Source organism: Sphaerimonospora sp. CA-214678 (assembly GCF_050942215.1).
Classification (GTDB): Bacteria; Actinomycetota; Actinomycetes; order Streptosporangiales; family Streptosporangiaceae; genus Sphaerimonospora.
The window spans coordinates 1,828,460-1,843,942 of sequence record NZ_CP192056.1 but is presented as its reverse complement, the minus strand read 5'-3'; the positions used below and the strand labels follow the sequence as shown (position 1 = coordinate 1,843,942).

Annotated in this window: 13 protein-coding genes, 1 tRNA gene and 2 pseudogenes; 1 reads left to right on the top strand and 15 read right to left on the bottom strand. The window is 70.4% G+C overall.

Annotated features, from left to right (window positions below; all coding sequences use genetic code 11):
- Positions 1-179 precede the first annotated feature (179 nt).
- The gene (locus ACQP1K_RS08535; protein WP_433500324.1) at positions 180-482 is read left to right on the top strand and encodes a hypothetical protein; all 303 of its coding nucleotides are present in this window, start codon (positions 180-182) and stop codon (positions 480-482) included.
- A 148-nt stretch (positions 483-630) separates the two neighbouring features.
- Here the strand turns inward: ACQP1K_RS08535 and ACQP1K_RS08530 are convergent, their stop codons facing one another.
- The 15 genes and pseudogenes from ACQP1K_RS08530 to nadD form a co-directional block, all read right to left on the bottom strand.
- Positions 631-1,260 (bottom strand): hypothetical protein, encoded by a 630-nt coding sequence (locus ACQP1K_RS08530; protein WP_433500323.1) that lies wholly within the window; start codon positions 1,258-1,260, stop codon positions 631-633.
- A gap of 308 nt (positions 1,261-1,568) precedes the next feature.
- A tRNA-Ala gene (locus ACQP1K_RS08525) sits at positions 1,569-1,641 on the bottom strand.
- 297 nt (positions 1,642-1,938) lie between these two features.
- Positions 1,939-2,673, bottom strand: coding sequence for a respiratory nitrate reductase subunit gamma (gene narI / locus ACQP1K_RS08520; protein ID WP_433500322.1), 735 nt, complete (start codon positions 2,671-2,673; stop codon positions 1,939-1,941).
- Positions 2,670-3,356, bottom strand: a complete 687-nt coding sequence (gene narJ / locus ACQP1K_RS08515) for a nitrate reductase molybdenum cofactor assembly chaperone (RefSeq protein WP_433500321.1) — start codon at positions 3,354-3,356, stop codon at positions 2,670-2,672. The genes narI and narJ overlap by 4 nt, the downstream gene beginning before the upstream one ends.
- On the bottom strand, positions 3,353-5,008 hold the full coding sequence (gene narH / locus ACQP1K_RS08510) for a nitrate reductase subunit beta (RefSeq protein WP_433500320.1): 1,656 nt from the start codon (positions 5,006-5,008) through the stop codon (positions 3,353-3,355). Before narH ends, narJ begins: the two co-directional genes overlap by 4 nt.
- The gene (locus ACQP1K_RS08505; protein WP_433500319.1) at positions 5,008-8,673 is read right to left on the bottom strand and encodes a nitrate reductase subunit alpha; all 3,666 of its coding nucleotides are present in this window, start codon (positions 8,671-8,673) and stop codon (positions 5,008-5,010) included. Before ACQP1K_RS08505 ends, narH begins: the two co-directional genes overlap by 1 nt.
- 40 nt (positions 8,674-8,713) lie before the next feature.
- Entirely contained in the window at positions 8,714-9,955 is a 1,242-nt protein-coding gene (locus tag ACQP1K_RS08500; protein ID WP_433500318.1) for an MFS transporter, read from the bottom strand.
- A gap of 529 nt (positions 9,956-10,484) precedes the next feature.
- Positions 10,485-10,805: a hypothetical protein gene (locus ACQP1K_RS08495; RefSeq protein ID WP_433501687.1), complete on the bottom strand. Its 321-nt coding sequence runs from the start codon at positions 10,803-10,805 to the stop codon at positions 10,485-10,487.
- A 9-nt stretch (positions 10,806-10,814) separates the two neighbouring features.
- Positions 10,815-11,147: pseudogene (locus tag ACQP1K_RS08490) on the bottom strand (SRPBCC family protein); the annotation flags it as partial.
- 271 nt (positions 11,148-11,418) lie between these two features.
- Positions 11,419-12,441, bottom strand: a pseudogene (locus ACQP1K_RS08485) (MFS transporter); the annotation flags it as partial.
- Positions 12,442-12,573: 132 nt separating this feature from the next.
- A complete protein-coding gene (locus ACQP1K_RS08480) occupies positions 12,574-12,975 on the bottom strand; it encodes a hypothetical protein (protein ID WP_433500317.1) in 402 nt (133 codons plus the stop codon).
- The gene (locus tag ACQP1K_RS08475) at positions 12,972-13,325 is read right to left on the bottom strand and encodes a hypothetical protein (RefSeq protein WP_433500316.1); all 354 of its coding nucleotides are present in this window, start codon (positions 13,323-13,325) and stop codon (positions 12,972-12,974) included. Before ACQP1K_RS08475 ends, ACQP1K_RS08480 begins: the two co-directional genes overlap by 4 nt.
- 108 nt (positions 13,326-13,433) lie before the next feature.
- The gene (locus ACQP1K_RS08470) at positions 13,434-14,072 is read right to left on the bottom strand and encodes a histidine phosphatase family protein (RefSeq protein WP_433500315.1); all 639 of its coding nucleotides are present in this window, start codon (positions 14,070-14,072) and stop codon (positions 13,434-13,436) included.
- Positions 14,073-14,127: 55 nt separating this feature from the next.
- Positions 14,128-14,526 (bottom strand): ribosome silencing factor, encoded by a 399-nt coding sequence (rsfS, locus tag ACQP1K_RS08465; protein ID WP_055481457.1) that lies wholly within the window; start codon positions 14,524-14,526, stop codon positions 14,128-14,130.
- 238 nt (positions 14,527-14,764) lie between these two features.
- Complete coding sequence (gene nadD / locus ACQP1K_RS08460; RefSeq protein WP_433500314.1) at positions 14,765-15,376, bottom strand: nicotinate-nucleotide adenylyltransferase; 612 nt, start codon at positions 15,374-15,376, stop codon at positions 14,765-14,767.
- Between the last annotated feature and the right edge of the window lie 107 nt (positions 15,377-15,483).

The following is a 15,483-nucleotide window of genomic DNA, read 5'->3' as shown; positions in this document are numbered from 1 at the left end:
AACTCAGGTCATAGAGCTGGAGACCGGCGTCAAGGGGAGGGATAACGCGGCCGATGTGCTGGCACTGGCCAAGTTGATCGCGCCGAAACTGTTCAGCGGCGTCAGCGCTCCCTCCGCTGCTCCCTCGCTGAAAGCGACGTCCCCGAAGACCCCGTCGGTTACGAAGGACTGATCACGGCATGGCCGTACTGGTGCCCAATCCGCTCTATCTGGCGTTGCGCGACGCGCTGCGTACGGCGGAGCCGATGCTCGCAGAGATCGAGAAGGGCATCGAGACCCAGTTCCGGACGTTCCACCAGGGCGGCGTGTGGAAGGGGCCGGCCGCCAAGCGATTCGATGAGCAGCTCACTCACCACCGCACCCGTGTCAGCGGCTGCGCCGACGCGATCCTGTCCGACCTTCGACGGGCGCTGGCCGGCACACCGCCGGAAGTCAGCGAGGACCAGGCCCGGAGCATCAGAATCCGCTACGGCCTGCCCTGATCCATCGGAGTCCTACCGGTGCTCGGGCCGGATGAGCGAGCGTCACGGTCAGCGGCGAGAGAAATCGGGCGCCCGGCGAAAAAAGCGCCCACCCCCGGGGCCGGGGGTGGGCGCGTCGCCACATGCGGCCGAGTCGCCGCGGGCGGTCTCACTTGAGGATCGGGAGCCGCTTGACCAGGGCGGTGCGACCCCACCGGGCGCCGATGCCCAGGGTGTCGCCGGCGTTCGCCAGGGCCAGACCGGCCAGCACGATCGCGTAGACGATGTGATCGTCCATGAAGGGGTTGGTGGCCAGGGGCAGTGCAGCGGCCCACATCAGGACCATCATCAGACCTCCGGCGACCGCCGCGATCCGCATCCCCGCCCCCACGATGAGCGCCCCGCCGACGCCCAGCAGGCCAAGCATGAACAGCAGATCGACCCAGCCCTGACCGGCCAGCCCGGCGTAGAACCCGCCGAGCGCGTTGTCGGCCGTGCCCTTCAGGAAACCGGTGGTCGGGCTGCCGCCCTGCACCCAGGCCTTGTCTGCGGGGGTGGCGAAGCCCCAGCCGAAGGTCTTGTCGAGGAAGGCCCACAGGAACACCCAGCCGAGGGCGATCCGGGCGAGCGCCCAGGCGTAGGCGGCGGGTCCGGTGCGTGTGCCGTCCGTTTCGCGCTCGCGGCCGGCGACCGGGTCCGCCGGGAGCCGGGTGACGGGGACCGTGTGCTTGCCGGTCTCGGTGGCAGGGGGAACGACACCGGCGTTGTTCCTCTGGCGACGTCCTTCGATGGTGGCCATGACCGGCCCCTTTCCTTCGCTTTGCGATTCCTTTGTTCGACGCCTTAATCACATCGCTTCCGGCGTCCGGATCGCAGAGCCGTACGGCTCGTCCGCGGCTCATCTGAGGTCCCGACATGGCCGGGACCTTCGGCCCTCGACCGCTCCCCTACCGGTGAGAACCCACCGGCGGAAACCCACCGACAACAGGAAAGCACCGACAGGAAAGCACTGAACGACGGGGAACCCACCCGAAGACACCGAAAAGCCGCCCCCGGATAGGAGGCGGCCTGTTCATCCGCGTTCATCTGCGCGTATTCATCTGTGTGTGGAGCTATGGGGACTCGAACCCCAGACCCCCTCCATGCCATGGAGGTGCGCTACCAGCTGCGCTATAGCCCCTTGCGATCGCGAGCCCAGTGTATAGGAGTCCGTGCGAGTACGGTAATCGGCGCGAGCCGCCGCCGGGATTTCACATCCGAGCGGGCGTGATGGGTCTCCTCTCATATGACCGCCGGCCTGTCGACCGAGCATCACGGCCTGCGCCCCCGCGTCAGGGCCGCCCGAACCGCTCGATCGGGCACGCGCGAGCAGGCGAAGGGCCCCTCCCCGTGCGGCTCCGGGGAAGGGCCCGGTCAGGTCCGCCGTGCCGTACCGGCGCGTGAGCGGCGACAGGGTTCCGGTACGGCACGGCGGGCGTCAGGGACGCCCGATCGGCTCCCAGCCGCGGCGCGGCGGGCGGGAGCCCGCCCGGTCCTCGCGGCTGCGGTAGACGATGTACGGACGGGTCAGATAGCCGACCGGGGCGGTCAGCATGTGCACCAACCGGGTGAACGGCCACGCGGCGAACAGCACCAGCGCGCTGAACGCGTGCAGCTTGAACAGCAGCGGGGCCCCCGCCATCAGGCTCGCCTCCGGCTGGAGGTAGAAGACCGACCGGAACCACGGGGAGATCGTGGTGCGGTAGTCGTAGCCGCCGCCGACGATGTTGGCCATGACGGTCGCGGCCAGCCCGAGCAGGATCGTCAGCGCGAGCAGGGCGTACATCAGCTTGTCGTTGCGTGTGGTGGCGGTGAACACCGGGCCGACCATGCGGCGGCGGTAGATCAGGATGACCATGCCGGCGACCGTGCAGACGCCCGCGATCGTGCCGAGCACGACGGCCACGATGTGGTAGGCCTCCTCGCTCACCCCGACGGCCTCGGTCCAGCTCTTGGGGATCACCAGGCCCCCGATGTGGCCGAGCAGCACCACGAGAATGCCGAAGTGGAACAGCGGGCTGCCGATTCGCAGCAGCCGTGACTCGTACATCTGGGACGAGCGGGTCGTCCAGCCGAACTTGTCGTACCGGTAGCGCCAGACGTGCCCCAGCACGAACACGGTCAGGGACACGTACGGGGCGACCACCCACAGCGTCACGTCGAGAGCGTTCATCGGGTTCCTCCCCGTGCCGAACCGGCGTTCAGGCCGGCACTGTCCAGGCTCGCGTCCAGGCCGAACGGCTCCAGGCCGACCTCCTCGGCCGGTGGTCCCTCCGCGGCCAGCCGCAGGGCGGCGGCGCGCTCGCGCGCGGTGGGCTCGGGCAGCGTGGCCAGCACCGCCGCGACCACCTCGGCGTACGGCGAGGCCTCGGTGCGCAGCGCGTGCAGCAGGGTCTCCAGGCCGGCGCGGTGCTCCCGCAGCAGCCGGCCGGCCGCCTCGGTGGCGCCCCGGCCGGACAGCTCGCAGACCACGGCCAGGTGATCGGGCAGCTCGTCGGCCACCTCGAAACCGGCCTCCCGATAGGCGTGCTTGAAGCGCAGCAGGGCCATGCCGCGCTTGCGTGTGTCGCCGTAGGTGTAATAGGTGAGGTACGGGCAGCAGCGCCGCTTGAGGTCGAATATCGCGACGTAGTGCGCGGCCAGCTCGGGCAGCGGGGTGACGGCCACGTGGTCGAGGAAGGCGGTCATCCGGGCGGCGGCCTCCCCCAGTCCACCGCCGGCCGGCAGCCCGGCCACGGTCTGCGAGAGCACGGGCAGCGCTTCGACGAGCCTCTCGTCGGGGTAGCCCAGCAGCACCGACGCCGCCATGTGCACGTTTCGCGTGGCACTGTGTCGCTGGGAATCGGGGCGGTTCACGGCTTCTCCTTCCGCTTCGGGAACAGCCCGTCGGGCGTGCCCTTGCCGTCCCAGTTCAGCAGGTTGACCCGGCCGCGCAGCTCGTTCGCCCGCTCGATGTCGTCGGTGGCCTGGCGTTCCTTCAGCGCGTGGAAGTTCTCCACGGCCACCGGCGCCGGCCCACCGGAGGCCTCGCCGAACGGCCCGCCCATGCCGGGTCCGCCCTCGTAGTCCAGGCTGCAGCCGGTGGCGAGCTCCTCCAGCTTGGCGCCCTGCTCGGCGTGCGCCTTCGGGATGACGTACCGCTCGTCGTAGGCGGCGATGGCCAGCAGCCGGTACATCTCCTCGATCGTGTCGCCGGTCATCCCGACCTCCGTCGCGATCGACTCGTCGCGCTCCCGGCCGAGGTTGATGTCCCGCATGTAGGCCCGCATCGCGGCGAGGCGGCGCAGCACGGAGCGGACCGGCTCCGGGTCGCCGGCGCTGAAGATCTCGGCCAGGTAGCCGATGGGGATGCGCAGCGCGTCGATCGCGCCGAACAGGTTGCCCGCCTTCTCACCGTCGTGACCGGTGTTGGTCAGCACGTCGACCACGGGCGACAGCGGCGGGACGTACCAGACCATCGGCATCGTGCGGTACTCGGGGTGCAGCGGCAGGGCCACGCCGTACTCGAAGATCAGCTTGTGGATCGGCGAGCGCCGCGCCGCGTCGAGCCAGTCCTCCGGGATGCCGGACTCGCGGGCCGCGGCGATCACCTCGGGGTCGTGCGGGTCGAGCATGACGCTCTTCTGCGCCTCCAGCAGCGCCTTCTCGTCCTTGACCGAGGCGGCCTCGGCGACCCGGTCGGCGTCGTACAGGATCAGCCCGATGTAGCGCAGCCTGCCGACGCAGGTCTCCGCGCACACCGTCGGGATGCCGACTTCCACCCTCGGGTAGCAGAACGTGCACTTCTCGGCCTTACCGGTCCGGTGGTTGAAGTACACCTTCTTGTACGGGCAGCCCGTCACGCACATCCGCCAGCCGCGGCAGCGGTCCTGGTCCACCAGGACGATGCCGTCCTCCGAGCGCTTGTACATCGCCCCCGACGGGCAGGAGGCCACGCACGAGGGGTTGAGGCAGTGCTCGCAGATGCGCGGCAGGTAGAACATGAAGGCCCGCTCGAACTCCAGCTTGACCTCGTCGGACACCTTGCGCAGCACCGGGTCGGCGGTGGCCAGCTCGGGGGCGCCGGCCAGGTTGTCGTCCCAGTTCGCACTCCACCTGATCTTCGTCGGCTCGCCGGTGATGAGCGACCTGGGCCGGGCCACCGGCGTGTCCTCGCTCACGGGAGCGGAGAACAGCCGGTCGTAGTCGTACGTCCACGGCTCGTAGTAGTCGTTGATGGACGGCATGAGCGGGTTGGCGAAGATGGTCAGCAGCTTGCGCAGCCGCCCGCCGGCCTTCAGCCGCAGCCGGCCGTTCCTGCCGAGCTCCCAGCCGCCCTTCCACTTCTCCTGGTCCTGATAGGTGCGGGGGTAGCCCTGGCCCGGCCGGGTCTCGACGTTGTTGAACCAGACGTACTCGGTGCCCGCCCGGTTGGTCCAGGCCTGCTTGCAGGTGACCGAGCAGGTGTGGCAGCCGATGCACTTGTCCAGGTTCATCACCATGGCGAGCTGCGCCATAACCCTGGTCATCAGTAGTCGACCTCCTGGGAACGGCGGCGGATCACCGTGACCTCGTCGCGCTGGTGGCCCGTCGGGCCGAGATAGTTGAAGGCGAAGGAGAGCTGGGCGTAGCCGCCGATGAGGTGGGTGGGCTTGATCAGCAGCCGGGTCAGGCTGTTGTGGATTCCCCCGCGACGGCCGGAGGTCTCGCTCTTCGGCACGTCCACGACCCGTTCCTGGGCGTGGTACATGTACACGGTGCCCTCGGGCATCCGGTGGGAGACCACGGCCCGGGCCACGACGACGCCGTTGCGGTTGACCGCCTCCACCCAGTCGTTGTCCGAGATCCCGGCCCTGGCCGCGTCCGCCGGGCTCATCCAGATGTTCGGGCCGCCGCGCGACAGCGTCAGCATCAGCAGGTTGTCCTGATATTCGGAGTGGATCGACCACTTGGAGTGCGGCGTCAGATAGCGTACGGCGACGCCGTCGCCGCCGGTGGCCGCGTCGACCAGCGCGGCCGTGTTCAGCGGCGGCCGGTAGACGGGCATCGTCTCGCCGGCCTCCTGCATCCAGTCGTGGTCGAGGTAGAAGTGCTGCCGTCCGGTGAGCGTGTGCCAGGGCTTGCGATGCTCGAGGTTGATCGTGAAGGCGGAGTAGCGCCGTCCGTCGGTCTCGCTGCCCGACCACTCGGGTGAGGTGATCACCGGAACCGGGCGGGCCTGCGTGTCGGCGAAGGTGATCCGCCGGTGCTCGTCGGCCAGGCCGGACATGTCGGTGCCGGTGCGCCGGGCGAGCGTGGCGAACCCCTGCGCCGCCAGGTGTCCGTTCGTGGTGCCGGACAGCGCGAGGATCGTCTCGCACATCTGCACGTCGGTCGCGAGGGACGGCCGCCCCTCCGCGACGCCGCCGTGCACGGTCCCGTTGATCCGGCGCAGCCGGCCGATCTCGGCCTCGACGTCGAACGTGACGCCCTTGGTCGTGGCGCCCAGCTTGTCGGTCAGCGGCCCGAGCGCCGCCATCTGCTCGGCGATCGCGCCGTAGTCCCGCTCCACCAACACGATCTTGGGGAACGTACGGCCCGGCGCCGGCGTCCGGCCGGTCTCCCGCCAGTCATGCACCGTCCCGTGGGGGTTGGCCAGCTCGTCCGGTGTGTCGTGCAGGAGCGGGGCGGCCACGAGGTCCTTGCGCACCCCCAGGTGGGTGCGGGCGAGCGCGCTGAACGCCTTGGCGATCGCGTGGAAGGCCGCGAAGTCCGTACGGGTCTGCCAGGGCGGATCGATCGCCGGGGTGAACGCGTGGACGAACGGGTGCATGTCGGTCGACGACAGGTCGTGTTTCTCGTACCACGTGGCCGCCGGCAGCACGATGTCGGAGAACAGCGTGGTCGAGGTCATGCGGAAGTCCAGCGACAGCAGCAGGTCGAGCTTGCCGCGCGGCCCCTCCTCACGCCAGGTCACGTCCCTGGGCCGCAGGCCGGGCTCCAGCTCCTCGGCGCGTACGGACGAGTCGGCGCCGAGCAGGTGACGCAGGAAGTACTCGTTGCCCTTGGCCGACGACCCGAGCAGGTTGGCCCGCCAGACCGTCAGCACCCGCGGCCAGTTCTCCGGCGCGTCCGGATCCTCGCAGGCGAAGCCGAGCTCCCCCGCCTGCACCCGTTCCGCGATGTACGGCCCGGGCTGCCCGCCGGCCGCCTCGGCCTCGTCGGCGAGATCCAGCGAATTGCGGTCGAACGTGGGATAGGACGGCATCCAGCCCATCCGGGCCGACTGCGAGAGCAGGTCGACGCTCGTCTTCCCGTCGAACACGCCCGAGCCGAGCGGCGAGGCGACCACGTCGGCGGTGTGGGCGTCGTAGCGCCACTGATCGGTGTGCAGGTAGAAGTAGGCCGTACCGATCATCTGCCGGGGCGGCCGGTTCCAGTCGAGGCCGAACGCCAGCTGCGCCCAGCCGGTGATCGGGCGGCATTTCTCCTGCCCGACGTAGTGCGCCCAGCCGCCGCCGTTGACGCCCTGGCAGCCGGTGAGCGTCACCAGCGCGAGGAACGACCGGTACATCGTGTCGGAGTGGAACCAGTGGTTGGTGCCGGCTCCGAGGATGATCATCGACCGGCCCCCGGACTCCTCGGCGTTCCGCGCGAACTCCCGGGCGATCCTGGCCGCCGCCGCCGCGGGCACCGACGTGATCTTCTCCTGCCAGGCCGGCGTGTACGGCACCGCCGGGTCGTCGTATCCGGCCGGCCACTCCCCCGGCAGCCCGTCGCGCACCACGCCGTACTGCGCGAGCAGCAGGTCGAAGACCGTGGTGACGAGGTGGCCGCCCACCCGCCGGACCGGCACGCCGCGGCGCAGCACCCCGCCGTCCACGGCCTCCTCCTCCGCAGCGGCGTCGAAGCGCGGCAGCGAGACGGGCACGGCCTCGCCCTCACCGATCAGGGTCAGCGTGGGGTCGACGTCGCCGAGGTCGAGGTTCCACCGGCCCTGCCCCTCGGCCGAGTAGCGGAATCCGAGTGAGCCGCCGGGCACGACGGGCTCGCCGGTCCCCCGGTCGAGCAACACGGTCTTGAACGCCGCGTCCTCGCCCTCCTCGCCGAGATCGGCGGCGGTGAGGAACTTGCCGGGGACGTAACCGCCCCCGTCGTGCTCGCTGAGCCGTACGAGAAAGGGCAGATCGGTGAACCGCTTGACGTAGTCGGTGAAGTGCGGCGTCTCCCGCTCGACGAAGAACTCCCTGAGGATCACGTGTCCCATGGCCATGGCCAGGGCGCCGTCGGTGCCCGGATGCGGGGCGAGCCACTCGTCGGCGAACTTGGCCGCGTCGTTGTAGTCGGGGGCGAGCACGACGACCTTCTGCCCGCGGTAGCGCGCCTCGGCCATGTAGTGCGCGTCCGGGGTACGGGTGACCGGGACGTTGGAGCCCCACAACATCAGGTAGGCCGCGTCCCACCAGTCGGCCGACTCCGGCACGTCCGTCTGGTCGCCGAACACCTGCGGCGAGGCCACCGGCAGGTCGGCGTACCAGTCGTAGAACGACAGCATCGTGCCGCCGATCAACGAGACGAACCGTGCGCCGACGGCGTGTGAGGCCATCGACATGGCCGGGATCGGGGAGAACCCGGCGACCCGGTCGGGGCCGTACGTCTTGATCGTGTGCACGTGCGCCGCGGCGACGATCTCGGTGGCCTCGTCCCAGGTCACCCTCACCAGCCCGCCCTTGCCGCGGATCGACTGGTAGCGGCGGCGCTTGTCCGGGTCCGAGGTGATCTCCGCCCAGGCCGCCACGGGGTCGCCCAGCCGCGCCTTGGCCTCGCGGTACATCTCCACGAGCACGCCCCTGGCGTACGGGAAGCGCACCCGGGTCGGCGAGTAGGTGTACCAGGAGAACGCCGCGCCGCGCGGGCAGCCGCGTGGTTCGTACTCCGGCCGGTCGCCGCCCACACTGGGATAGTCCGTCTGCTGCGCCTCCCAGGTGATGATGCCGTCCTTGACGTACACCTTCCAGGAGCACGAGCCGGTGCAGTTCACCCCGTGGGTGGAGCGCACCACCTTGTCATGGCTCCACCGGTCCCGGTAGAACACGTCGCCCCGGCGGCCCCCGATCTGGTGCAGCGTCCGCAGGTCGTCGCCGACCTGGCCGCGCCGCAGGTGCCGGCCGAGTTTCACCAGGGCGTCGTCGACCGGCCCGTCTATCCTCGACATCTGAGTCCTCTTTCTCTGCCGGATCGTTCTCTGTTCCGGATCATGTCGCGTCGCTCACCTGTGCCATCGGCTCGTCGGCCACGTGCGCCGCCGGCTGCCCGGACCGCCGGAGGACGAACCAGCAGTAGACGAACGCGGCGGAGGTGACCGCGGCGAGCAGCATCAGCCCGATGGAGTACGACCCGGTGGCCTGGTAGATGAGCCCCATCACGATCGGCGGCAGGAACCCGCCCAGGCCGCCCGCCGCGCCGATCACACCGGTGGCGCTGCCCACCATGGCTGCGGGGACCTTCCGCCCGAGCATGGCGAACACCGCCCCGTTGCCCAGGCCGAGCGCTGCCGCCAGGGCCAGGAAGCCCACCGTCGCCAGCGGCATGGCCGGGGCGAAGGAGACGATGATCGCGCAGGTGAACGCGGCGCACAGCGAGTAGGCGAGCACAGGGGCGCCGCCCACGCGGTCGGCCAGCCAGCCGCCCACCGGCCGGGCCAGGGTGGCCAGCACCACGAAACCGGCGGCGCGGGCCGCGGCGTCGGCCGTGCTCAGCCCGTAGACCTCCTGGAGGTACAGCGGCAGGTAGACGCCGAACGCCACGAAACCGCCGAAGGTCAGCGCGTACATCGCGGCCAGCTCCCGGGTGATCCGCAGCCGCGCCGCGGCGGTGAACCGGGCGAGGAACGGCTCGGACGCCCGCTGCGTGCCCGGTGCGTCGCGGCCGACCGCGAGGAAGGCGAGCCCGACGATCACCAGTGCGGCGGCGACCGCGAAGAACGGGACCGTGCGGCCGAACTCCTCGGCCAGCCACGGCGTGGCGAATCCGGAGATCGCGGTGCCGATGTTGCCCATGCCGAAGATCCCGAGCGCCAGACCCCGGCGCTCGGGCGGGAACCATGCGTTGACGTACGGCACGCCGATGGCGAAGGTCGCACCGGTGAGGCCGAGGGCGAGCCCGCCGACCAGCAGCGCCGGATAACTGCCCGCGAAAGCGAGGAAGACCACCGGGACCACGCCGACCAGGCTGGCCAGGCCGAACATCAGGCGGCCGCCGTACCGGTCGGTCAGCGCGCCCAGCACGATCCGGCCCAGCGACCCGACGATGACCGGGATGGCGACCAGGACCGACACTTCGAAGGGAGTCAGGCCGAGTAGTTCCTTGTACGCCGGCCCGAGCGGGCTCAGCAGGGCCCAGGCCCAGAAGTTCACCGCGAACCCGGCGGTGGCTAGCACGAGGGCCGCCGTCCGGCCGCCCCTTCTCGTCTCCGGCGCGGCGGCACCCGCTGTCATTCCATCCCTCCGGGGGGCGAGAGTCGCTTTCACGGTCCCTAGCCTGCCGGAAAGCACGGACCGGATATCAGGGACCTTGGTCCTTCGCTCTTGCCCGAAGGCCCACCCTTCACGCGAATCTCTGGGAATCTCAATGATTTCGATATCCGGCTCGACCGGCCGGCGACACGCGAGAGATCGGCAGAACGACAGCGCGAGAGATCGCGGAAGGGCTCCACCTCACCGAAGGTACGCCCCTGGGCGCGGCCACGAAGAGCGAGGCCTTAAGATTGTCCACGGCAGCCCGAGGCGAGGTCAGGTCGCCTCGGGCTGTCACACCAATCCGTTGGAGCGTGCCATCCCGCCGCCCACGGTGATCCGAGAATGCGCGGCCGGTCGTCGACCGGCGTCCGCGCCGGATCCTCCTCCCATCGCAACGAGGCCGTGTGCCCGCTGACGCGGCGAGACCGCCATGGCGGGCGCGGGCGAGACGACCGGTCATCGTCTCGCGCCACACCCGAAACCGGAGGACGGGCCGGGCCGAATCCGGTCAGATCACAGGCCCCGGCGCGCCCGGCGGCGGGACCGAGCCCCGGCCGCCCGGCGGAACCGGCGGGATCGGACCGGCGCCGGGGGGCGGCAGCGGCGCCTGCGGCGGATACTCGGGCCGCACCGGCTGCGGCGGCATCGGCTCGTCGATGTCGTAGCCGGTGCCGGAGCCCCGTCGTTCTCCGTGCGCCCCGTCCCCGTCGCGCTGATGCGGGCCGGGGACCTCGCCCCGCCAGGCCACGGTCTCGTCGCCGCGCTTCTCGATGAAGTCCTTGAAGCGCTCCAGGTCACCCTTTACGCGCAGGCGGACGATCTGCAGCAACTCGCCCGCCTTCTCGGCAAGACCCTCGGGATCGTGCTCCATCCGCAGCGTCACACGGGTCGTGTCGTCGCTCAGCCGGTGAAACGTCACCACGCCCGCCTGACTCGGCCGGTCGAGGGACCGCCAGGCCACTCTCTCGTCCGGGTGCTGCTCGGTGATCTCCGCCTCGAACTCCCGGCGGACGCCGGCTATCTCGACGCTCCAGTGCGTTCGCGTGTCGTCGATCTGCCGGACCGACTCCACACCTTCCATGAATTCCGGGAAGCTCTCGAACCGCGTCCACTGGTTGTACGCCGTCCTGGTCGGCACCTTCACCTCGACGGAGTGCTCGATCGAGCTCATCTCTCCCCCTTCCGTCGTCGACTCGGACGCCACTGCCCCGGAATCGGTCGAGCAATCGCCCGCCCCGCGGGGAAGACCGCATCTCGTCGTCGAGCACCCGGTCCGCCCCCGCGTACCAGCCGGTGACGGCCTGCACCGCCGCCACGGCGAACAGCAGGCAGAACGGCAGCGTCCAGCCGCCGCCCACCTCGTAGAGGACGCCGAAGGCGATCGGGCCGACCCCCGCGATCAGGTAACCGGCGCTCTGCCCGAACGCGGACAGACCGGCGGTGGCCGCCGCCGTCCTCGTGCGCAGCGCCAGCATGGACAGCGCCAGCGGGAAGGACCCCATGCCGACGGCCACGAAGATCGACCAGAACCACATCGCCTGACCGGTCAGCAGCCCGGCGAACCCGACCAGGTAGAAGACGATGAAAGCGGCCACCATGGGCCGTTGGTCGCGGAAGCGGGTCGCCAGGGACGGCACCACGATCGAGACGGGGATGCCGAAGCCGGTGAACACCGCCAGGACCAGCCCCGCCTCCCCGGAGGTGTACCCGCCGTCCCGCAGCATCAGGGGAAGCCAGCCGAACATGATGTAGGCGATCATCGACTGGGAGCCGAAATATCCGGCCACCGCCCAGGCGAGCCGGCTGCGCAGCATCCTGCCGCCGCCCTCGGCGGAATCCGCGGGACCCGTGGAGGTGCTTCGCCGCTCCGGCTCACCGCGCCACAGCGCAAGCCACGGAATGGCGGCGACGACGGCAAGAGCCGCCCACGCACCGAGGGCCACATGCCAGCTTCCGCCGGCGGCCTGCTGGATGGGCACGGTCGCGGCGGCAGCGATCATCGTCCCGGCGGCCAGGGCCGTCGTGTAGATGGTCGTCATGGCGCCGCCGCGCCTGGGGAAGTGCCGTTTGATCAGCGCCGGGATCACCACGTTGCCGATCGCTCCACCGGCCAGCGCCACCACGCTGGCCGCCAGGAACACCCCGGCGCTGTCGACCAGCGAGCGCACCGCCATGCCGGCGCCGAGGAGGACGAGCGCCACCAGGACCAGCCGCTGCTCGCCCATGCGGCGGGAGAGCGCGGGCGTCACGGCGCCGAACGCGGCGAAACAGAGCACCGGCAGCGTCGTGAGCAGACCCGCCGTCGCCGCGGACATCCGAAGGCCGGCGGTGACCTGGTCGAGGACCGGGCCCACGCTGCTGACGGCGGTCCGCAGGTTCAGCGCCGCCAGGGCGATCCCCCCGGCGATGAGCCAGGGCACCAGGCCCCGGCGACGCTTCCCCGGTAATTCGGCGACGGCACTCATGCCGGCAACACGCTCCCATTAGCCGATCATGTAATCATCCTATGACCGGATGAAGCATAGCAGGATCGCCGAATATTTCCGAACAGGTATCACAATCGTCTCAAACGTATCTCGATCAGCCCGGAGGCTGTCTCAGGCGCGACGCGGGCGCAGCAGCCAGACCAGGCCGACCACCGGGAGCACGAGCGGCACGAAGCCGTACCCGCTGCCATAACCGGACCAGACCGTCGCATGCGGAAAGGCCTGAGCGTCGGCCAGGCTCAGTGTGCCGACGATCAGGACCCCGGCGAGCTCGATCGCGCAGGCGACCAGGGCCGTCCGGCGGGCGCCGCGGGCCAGCGCCACGGTGAGCACGATGTAGACGACGGCCGCGAAGGCCGACAGCAGGTACGCCAGCGGCGCCTCGGCGAACTTCGTCGCGATCTGGACGGCGGCACGCGCGGAGGCGGCCAGGGCGAACACGCCGTACAACGCGACCAGCACGCGGCCCGGCCCCGACCCGACCGTGTGCTCCGCCGACGTGCCCTGGGTCATGCCGCGGCGTCCCACAGCTGCAGGAGCCGTCCGGTCATGACGGCAATGGTGAACGCGGCCACCGCGATGACGCCGGGGCCCCAGCGCGTGCGCTCTGCCCGGCCCCACCACACGGCGGCCGGCGGGAGGACGACCGTGGCCGCGAGATATCCGATGAAGGTGGCCTTCTCCCGCACCTGGCCGAGCTCGGCGAGGGCCAGTCCCGCCTGGATGAGCAGCGCCACCTCCAGCACGGCCAGTCCGGCCAGCAGCACCACGCCCATGGGCCGGTCACGGATCGCCGTGATCACGGCCACCAGGGCGAGCAGCAGCGCGGCGCCGATCAGCCAGCCGGAGAACGCGCCGATCATCGGACCTCGCCTCGGGAGACGACACCGTCGAAGGTGGGGGACATGGCCGCTAGATTATCGGCCCGGCGGCGTCCCCGCCGATCCAGTCCCCCTCCGGCAGGGACGCGCTCAGCTTCCGGCCGTGGTGGCCTCGGGGCTGTCGTCGCTGCTGACGGGCTCCGGCAGAGTGCCCGCGTTGTGCTCCATGAGACGCCAGCCCTTACGGCCCTCCTCCAGCACGGACCAGGAGCAGTTGCCGATGCTGCCGAGCGCCGACCACAGCTCCTGCGGCAGGCCCATCAACCGGGCGATGCCCAGCCGGAGCGCGGCTCCGTGCGAGACCACGACCAGCAGACCGCCCTCGTCGAGCCGTGCGGACCAGCGCAGGATCGAGTCGGAGACGCGGGCGGCCACGTCGGCGACGTCCTCGCCGCCGGGAGCCTCCCATGCCTCGAACTCGACCGGCCACCCCGTCCTGATCTCGTCACGGGTGAGGCCCTCCCACTCGCCGCCGCCGCGTTCCCTGAGGTCCTTGTCGACGGCGATGCCCAGGCCGGTGAGCCCGGCGAGAGCAGAGGCCGTGTCGAACGCGCGGCGCAGATCAGACGAGACGATCAACGAGGGCCGCAGCGCCGCGAGCAGGGACGCCACCCGCGCGGCCTGCGCCACCCCGGTCTCGTCGAGCGGGATGTCGCTGTGCCCCTGGAAGCGCTTCTCCACGTTCCACAGCGTCTGACCGTGTCGCAGACAGACGACCCGGCGGCTCACCGGCGCTCCCCCCGCCGCCGGCGCAGGGACCGCCGCGCCGCCTCACCCGGTCGTCTCATCGGGCCGCCCCACGCTGCGCGGCCACCCGCTTCACGCTCTCCGGCAACTCGATGGCGGGACAGTCCTTCCAGAGGCGCTCCAGCGCGTAGAAGTTCCGGTCCTCTTCGTGCTGTACGTGAATGACGATGTCGAGGTAGTCGAGGAGCACCCAGCGGCCCTCCCGCTCGCCCTCGCGGCGTACCGGCTTGGCGTCGGCCTCGACGCGCAGGCGCTCCTCGATCTCGTCGACCACCGCACGCACCTGCCGATCGTTGGACGCCGAGCAGAGCAGGAACGCGTCGGTGATCACGAGCTGGTCGCTCACGTCGTACGCGATGATGTCGTCGGCCAGCTTCTCGGCGGCGGCCTCGGCCGCGATCCGCACGAGCTGGACTGATCTCTCGGTTGCTGTCACGATGCGGTTCTGTCCTCCATTGACGGCTCCTTCAGACAGTGCCCAGTCCTGGCCGGCCGGACAACCGACTTTCCCGGAGTTGACCCTACCCGGAGACGCGTCGGCAATCCGGAGTTATCACCTGGACCAGGATTTCAACGTCCACTTCCGGCGGCGGATTCCACCGGGGGAAATGCCACGGCGGCCGCCCCGGCGCGATCATCCGGCCGGACCCGCTCGACGTCCGCCCCCCGGCCCCTCAGTCCTCCAGGTCGCGGTAGAGGCCCCTCTTGTTGATGTACTGCACGATGCCGTCGGGGACCAGGTACCAGATCGGCTCGCCGGCCGCCACGCGGTGACGGCATTCCGACGAGGAGATGGCCAGCGCCGGGATCTCGACCAGGCTGACCTTGCCCGCGGGTAAACCGGGGTCGTGCAGGGTGTGGCCGGGCCGGGTGCAGCCGACGAAGTGGGCGATGGAGAACAGCTCGTCCACGTCGCGCCAGCTGAGGATCTGCGCCAGCGCGTCGGCCCCGGTGATGAAGTACACGTCGACCTCGGGACCGTAGACGGCGGAGATGTCACGCAGGGTGTCGATCGTGTAGGTGGGGCCCGGACGGTCGATGTCCACCCGGCTGACCGAGAAACGGGGGTTCGACGCCGTCGCGATGACGGTCATCAGGTAACGGTCCTCGCTCGACGACACCGTCGTGTCGGCCTTCTGCCAGGGCTGCCCGGTCGGGACGAACACCACCTCGTCCAGGTCGAAATGGTGTGCGACCTCGCTCGCCGCCACCAGGTGACCGTGGTGGATCGGATCGAAGGTTCCACCCATGACGCCCAGGCGCCTGGTCGGGGCCCCATTTTTCATGGAACGGACCCTAACGTGCGTACCTGGTTTGGTGGAAAACCGGGTCGTATCGGTCACGGTTTCGCCTCGTCTCGACCTCGTCGCCTTCGTCCGCGCGCACGCAGCGT

Bases quoted from the DNA above. Each gene is read 5' to 3' on its own strand.
- ACQP1K_RS08535 (WP_433500324.1), top strand. From the start codon at position 180: ATGGCCGTACTGGTGCCCAATCCGCTCTATCTGGCGTTGCGCGACGCG.
- ACQP1K_RS08530 (WP_433500323.1), bottom strand. From the start codon at position 1,260: ATGGCCACCATCGAAGGACGTCGCCAGAGGAACAACGCCGGTGTCGTT.
- narI (WP_433500322.1), bottom strand. From the start codon at position 2,673: ATGAACGCTCTCGACGTGACGCTGTGGGTGGTCGCCCCGTACGTGTCC.
- narH (WP_433500320.1), bottom strand. From the start codon at position 5,008: ATGACCAGGGTTATGGCGCAGCTCGCCATGGTGATGAACCTGGACAAG.
- ACQP1K_RS08505 (WP_433500319.1), bottom strand. From the start codon at position 8,673: ATGTCGAGGATAGACGGGCCGGTCGACGACGCCCTGGTGAAACTCGGC.
- ACQP1K_RS08500 (WP_433500318.1), bottom strand. From the start codon at position 9,955: ATGACAGCGGGTGCCGCCGCGCCGGAGACGAGAAGGGGCGGCCGGACG.
- ACQP1K_RS08480 (WP_433500317.1), bottom strand. From the start codon at position 12,975: ATGACCCAGGGCACGTCGGCGGAGCACACGGTCGGGTCGGGGCCGGGC.
- ACQP1K_RS08475 (WP_433500316.1), bottom strand. From the start codon at position 13,325: ATGATCGGCGCGTTCTCCGGCTGGCTGATCGGCGCCGCGCTGCTGCTC.
- nadD (WP_433500314.1), bottom strand. From the start codon at position 15,376: ATGAAAAATGGGGCCCCGACCAGGCGCCTGGGCGTCATGGGTGGAACC.